The organism is Oleiphilus sp. HI0043 (assembly GCF_001634935.1).
The window spans coordinates 1-5,990 of the sequence record NZ_LWEY01001114.1; the positions used below are offsets into that span (position 1 = coordinate 1).

The following is a 5,990-nucleotide window of genomic DNA, read 5'->3' on the forward strand; positions in this document are numbered from 1 at the left end:
TTGTTCAATTCTGGTAATTCATCGAGACAGGGCCGGCACCATTCTGCCCAGTAATTGATTAATAGCCACTGCCCCTTATATGAGTTTAGCGCTTGCTGGCGACCATCAGAAAAGACGAAAACAGATTCAGAGCAGGCACTTAGAAAAAGAAACAATACAAAGGGCAAAAGTGTTTTTATTCTCAAGCCTGACTCCTGTTACAATATGCCATCTAATTTTACCACGCTGGACGATTAACTATGACCGACACGATACAAATATACCACAATCCTCGCTGCTCTAAATCACGCCAAACCTTAGCGCTTATCGAAGAGAAAGGCATCCAGCCTGAAATTGTTCTGTATTTAGATGATACGCCAGACGCCAAAAAAATCTCAGAGATACTTGGTAAGTTAGGCATTGGCGCCCGCGAACTTCTTCGCAAAGGTGAGCAAGCTTACAAAGACAACGAGCTAGCAGATAAAACACTTAGCGACGCCCAATTAATTGACGCGATGACGAAATTCCCAAAGCTCATCGAACGCCCTATTGTCATTAAAGGCGACAAAGCAGTTCTGGGTCGCCCAACAGAAAACGTACTCGAACTTATATAAACGATATATGCTTCGAAGCGCCCTCTACGGTATAAGTTTGAGGGTGAAGTCGGACTGTCGACACCAAGCTCACCTCAATTGTAATGGAACACCGAATGTCTCAAACACCACAGCGCCCAAGAAAAAACGTAGTCGCCTACTGCATTACTTGGGCTTCCTACCTTTTACTTATTCTAATGATGATCATCACCAGCCTTCCAAGCTACCTACCCGAAGGAAGCTCACCCTGGGTCGTCGTAAGCGTCAAACTCTCCCCATTGCTGATCATTCTGCCTGGCTTAATTAAAGATAGCCTGCGTTCATATACGTGGCTTTGTTTTATCGTTTTATTCTATTTTACTCAAGCAGTTGTCGAAGCCTTTCTATCTCAAGGCGCAGGCTTAGACCTGGTTATCACTTTATTAACCGTCAACATCTTTTTATCTGCTATGTTTTATATAAAGTGGGAACGCGCTCTGGGCCGAGCGCTATTCTAGATTAGCTAACTAATCAGTTAGCTTTAATTACATGAGAGTAAACCTTAATGCAGCAGCAATTTTCACATTCTGAGCCACTCACTTTCGGGCAAATCGTTCACCAATTGCAGCAAGATAAGTGGTTAAGTGAGGAAGATGCGAAGGCGCTGCTGATCGCGCCAAAAGGAAGTGCGCAGGCAAAGCTTCACCCTTTAGAAATCATAGCGAACGCTGAACTAAGTAAACCTTCCGGGGAAGCCATCAGCATAGAATCCTTGCTTAACTGGCTTTCTACATGGAGCGGGCAAGAGGTTTTCCAAATCGACCCTCTGAAAATTGATAGTCAGAAAGTAGCAAACGTGATGTCACTTGCTTTCGCTCAGCGGCATCATATTCTGGCAGTCGAAATCAACTCAGAAGAAGCCGTCATCGCCAGCGCCCAACCTTTTGTTGATCATTGGGAAAACGATCTAAAGCACATTCTCAAGAAGAACATTAGCCGAGTCATCGTCTCTCCTGCTGATCTAAGAAAATATACTGTCGAATTTTATCACCTGGCAAACTCTGTTAATAAGGCTGGCGCACAAACTTCCTCGCAGCATTCACAGAACTTTGAACAAATGCTGGAACTTGGCGCGCAAGGCAACCCGGACGCTAACGATCAACACATCATCAACATTGTTGACTGGCTTCTGCAATATGCTTTTGAGCAGCGCGCTAGCGATATTCACATTGAACCACGCCGGGAAATCTCACAAGTACGCTTTCGAATTGATGGTGTACTGCATAACGTCTATGAATTTCCCGCCAAAGTAGGCATCGCGGTTACCAGCCGCTTCAAGATTCTAGGTCGCCTCAATGTCGCCGAAAAAAGAAAACCACAAGATGGCCGAATAAAAACACGTAACAGCAATGAGAAGGAAATAGAGCTCCGTCTTTCAACCCTGCCTACCGCCTTTGGCGAAAAACTAGTAATGCGTGTTTTCGATCCGGAAGTCTTACAATGCTCATTCTCTGAGTTAGGCTTTTCTAGCGAAGATTTAAAACGCTGGAAGCAAATGACCGGTCAGCCAAATGGCATTATTCTCGTTACCGGCCCGACCGGTTCAGGAAAAACGACAACGCTCTATTCGACCTTGCGTGAACTCGCGACACCCGAAGTTAATGTCAGCACGATTGAAGATCCGATTGAAATGGTAGAACCTGCCTTCAATCAGATGCAGATCCAACAAAATATCGACCTGGATTTCGCCAGCGGCATTAAAGCCCTTATGCGACAAGACCCCGATATCATAATGATTGGTGAAATAAGAGACCTGGAAACAGCCGAGATGGCAATACAAGCTGCCCTGACAGGCCACCTGGTTATTTCGACACTGCATACTAATGACGCACCCAGCGCAATCACGCGATTAATGGAACTCGGCATCCCTCCATACCTAATAAAAGCAACGGTATTGGGCGTGATGGCCCAAAGGCTGGTTAGAACCCTTTGTACGTCCTGCAAGACACCTGTCGAGCTTGAAGAGGAAGACTGGAAAATGCTTACCAGACCTTGGAAAACACCTTTGCCTCAAAATGCGCAACAACCCGTCGGCTGCCAAGAATGTCGACAAACAGGCTATCGCGGTCGAGCAGGCGTTTATGAAATCATGCCCTTATCCGAAAGCTTAAAAGGGCACATACACGAAAGCGGTCAAGTAGCAGAGCTCAGAAAAGAAGCAATTAAAGAAGGGATGTATTCACTAAGGCTAAGCGGCGCAAATAAAATAGCAAATGGCTTAACAACCATTGATGAAGTGCTCAGAGTCACACCAGTCAGCCTTAATCAGCTAATGAGCTAGGGAACACTAGAAGCCCTCCTCCAAACGAAATACTTCGTATGCAGGCTCTTCGTAAGGATGAGCCTGCTTCAATGCTGACACGGCCTGTTTGATACACTCATCCGAACAAACCAATTCAACCTTTAGCTCTTGAACTTTTTCAATTTCATCAATCTGACCAATCGCTGGCTTGCTACCAGATAAAGGTCTAAATTGTCCAGCCCCCAAAGTTTCCCAGCTACACCGATCATAACAACCTATCCTACCTGCACCTGTCAAAAAAACCGCATCCTTAACTTTTTCCGCATTCTCGACAGGCACAAAAAAACATAACTTATACATACCATATACCCTACCGTACACTTGATTCATTTATTAAGGTTACACAGATTTACGTGTAAAGCCCGCCAATACAGGTGTTTCAAACAAGTGTTAGATTTAATTTTAACTTACCCACAAAAACTGTGGATAACTCTGGGGAAAGTTTTTGGGAAAACGCCCTAAACACTGATAAACACTGAACTTCATACAAATTGACACTTTTTTAACCGAAGCAAATAAACCCTTTATTATCAATACGTTAAATATGTCAACAAAGAAAAGTGTAGAAAGCCTCAGTTTTTTACTCACTTATATAGCAAGCGCCTCAAATGTGTGCATAAAAACCAGCAAAAACGTTGTCTTTTTGAGAGCCTGTCAATATTTCGTTATTTGAAACGTAATTTGAAGGTCAATTATCGATCAAGTCGACAAATATTCGACGTCGCAGTTTTCACAAAGAAATACAGATTTTAACATTTTGTTACACGCCCAAATTCGGAGCATTTAACCAATCTTTCTAGACAAAACCCAGGCAAAAAAAATGGTTCGTTAAACGAACCATTTTCTCGCGTTTCTGAAAATCCTCAACCAAGGACCATCTTCTCCCCAGTCCTTAGGGTGCCAAGAGTTTTGCAAAGTACGATAAACACGCTCAGGGTGAGGCATCATAATCGTCACACGTCCATCCTGAGAACAAACCCCGGCTAAGCCTTCTGGAGAGCCATTCGGGTTAGCAGGATAACGAGTCGCTGTCTGCCCATAATTGTCTACGTATTTTAAAGCCAATTGCTCAGACGACATCAGGGACGCCAGTTTTTGCTCACTCGCGAATTCAGCTCGCCCTTCTCCGTGCGCTACTGCCACAGGAAGTCGAGAGCCCGCCATACCATTCAAGATCAAAGAAGGAGACGATTGTACTTCCAGGAGCGCTACACGTGCTTCAAACTGCTCAGAACGGTTGCGCACAAAATGAGGCCAATGCTCTGAACCAGGAATCAGCTCACGAAGATTAGACATCATCTGACAGCCATTACAAACGCCAAGCGCTAAAGTATCTTGACGCTCAAAGAAGGCCGAGAATTGATCTCTCACGCTGCTATTGAACAAGATCGATTTCGCCCAACCTTCACCAGCGCCCAAAACATCGCCGTAAGAGAAGCCGCCGCAAGCGACTAACGCATTATAATCACTTAAGGCTGTTCTGCCAGCCAAGAGATCACTCATATGAACATCAACGGCTGAGAAGCCTGCCTTGGTGAAGGCAGCTGCCATCTCTATCTGTCCATTAACGCCCTGCTCACGCAGTACCGCAACCTTTGGCTTGGCACCAGTATTGATATAAGGCGCAACGATATCTTCGTTCGGATCGAAGCTTAGTTTAGCGTTCAAGCCAGGGTCTTTTTCATCCAGTAATGTATCGTATTCTTCTTGAGCACACTCGGCATTATCACGTGCCGATTGCATTCGATAGCTCGTTTCTGCCCAAATTCTCTGATAGTAAGCTCTAGATTCCTCAATAACTGACTGACCATCAAAAGCAAAACGAATCTTATCGTCTTCGTTGGTCTGGCCAATTACTAGCGTATGCTCACCTAAGCCCGCAGCAGTGAATTGCTGAAGAACCTCTTCAGTATCACCTTGCTTAACCTGGATGACTGCACCTAGCTCTTCATTATAAAGTTCTCGCGCGAAGTGGCTGGAGTCTTCAGCCAACAAGTCCAGCTTAACGTCAACACCTACACGCCCAGCGAATGACATTTCCGCCAGGGTTGTAAATAAGCCGCCATCAGAACGATCGTGATAAGCCAGCAATTTGCCATCTTGATTCAAACCCTGAATCACAGCAAAGAAAGCTTTTAAATCTTCCGGGTCGTCGACATCTGGCGTGACGGCACCCATTTGCTTATAAACCTGTGCCAGAGCCGATCCACCCAATCGGTTTTGACCATTCGCCAAATCAATCAATATTAGATCAGTATCACCCTGATCACTTGCCAGCTCAGGTGTCAGTGTTTTTCTTACATCACTGACTGGCGCAAAGCCGGTAATAATCAAAGACAACGGAGAGGTAACCGTGCGTGTCTCATGCCCTTCTTGCCAAACAGTTTTCATCGACATAGAGTCTTTACCGACCGGGATAGAAATACCCAGTTCAGGACACAACTCCATGCCAACCGCTTGAACAGTTTTATATAAATTGTCGTCTTCACCTGGGTGACCCGCTGCGGCCATCCAGTTAGCAGACAAACGAATATCAGAGATTTTTTCGATAGATGAAGCCGCCAGGTTGGTAACCACCTCACCAACAGCCATACGACCAGAAGCCGGCGCATCGATATTCGCAATTGGCGTACGCTCGCCCATCGCCATCGCTTCACCAGTATGGCTTTCAAGATCAACCGCAGTAACCGCTACATCAGCAACGGGAACCTGCCATGGGCCAACCATCTGATCTCGTGCAACCATTCCGGTAATTGAACGATCACCAATCGTGATAAGGAAGCTCTTACTCGCCACACTCGGTAAACGTAGAATGCGCTCAGCCGCTTCTTTTATATCTATCTGACTAGACTCGAACATCGGCTTAGTAAACGCTTCTGATTCAACCGAACGGTGCATCTTAGGCGGTTTTCCAAACAACACTGACATGGGTAGATCAACCGGCTTATTATCGAAGTGCGGATCTTCCAGTGTTAAATCATGCTCTTCCAGAGCATCACCAATCACAGCGTAGGGGCAGCGTTCTCTAGCACAAATCGCCTCAAAGCGCTCCAAGTCTTGCGGCAACACAGCAATAA

The 5,990-nt window shown here is 45.5% G+C and carries 6 protein-coding genes; 3 read left to right on the forward strand and 3 right to left on the reverse strand.

Annotated features, from left to right (window positions below; genetic code table 11):
* Positions 1-185: TlpA disulfide reductase family protein (locus tag A3729_RS12390; protein ID WP_156497924.1), on the reverse strand; the 185-nt coding region annotated here is incomplete at its 3' end.
* A gap of 54 nt (positions 186-239) precedes the next feature.
* Between A3729_RS12390 and arsC the strand changes: the two genes are divergently transcribed.
* The 3 genes from arsC to A3729_RS12405 all read left to right on the forward strand — a co-directional run bounded on the left by arsC (position 240) and on the right by A3729_RS12405 (position 2,892).
* Positions 240-593 carry an arsenate reductase (glutaredoxin) gene (gene arsC / locus A3729_RS12395; protein ID WP_068633930.1) on the forward strand — a complete coding sequence of 118 codons (354 nt, stop codon included), beginning with the start codon at positions 240-242 and terminating at the stop codon, positions 591-593.
* 95 nt (positions 594-688) lie between these two features.
* Entirely contained in the window at positions 689-1,069 is a 381-nt protein-coding gene (locus A3729_RS12400; RefSeq protein ID WP_068511453.1) for a DUF2069 domain-containing protein, read from the forward strand.
* A gap of 47 nt (positions 1,070-1,116) precedes the next feature.
* Entirely contained in the window at positions 1,117-2,892 is a 1,776-nt protein-coding gene (locus A3729_RS12405) for a GspE/PulE family protein (RefSeq protein WP_068511455.1), read from the forward strand.
* 6 nt (positions 2,893-2,898) lie between these two features.
* Here the strand turns inward: A3729_RS12405 and A3729_RS12410 are convergent, their stop codons facing one another.
* Positions 2,899-3,213 carry a YqfO family protein gene (locus A3729_RS12410; protein ID WP_068511457.1) on the reverse strand — a complete coding sequence of 105 codons (315 nt, stop codon included), beginning with the start codon at positions 3,211-3,213 and terminating at the stop codon, positions 2,899-2,901.
* A gap of 528 nt (positions 3,214-3,741) precedes the next feature.
* Positions 3,742-5,990 (reverse strand): phosphoribosylformylglycinamidine synthase (gene purL / locus A3729_RS12415; RefSeq protein WP_068633932.1); only part of this gene is annotated, 2,249 nt, incomplete at its 5' end.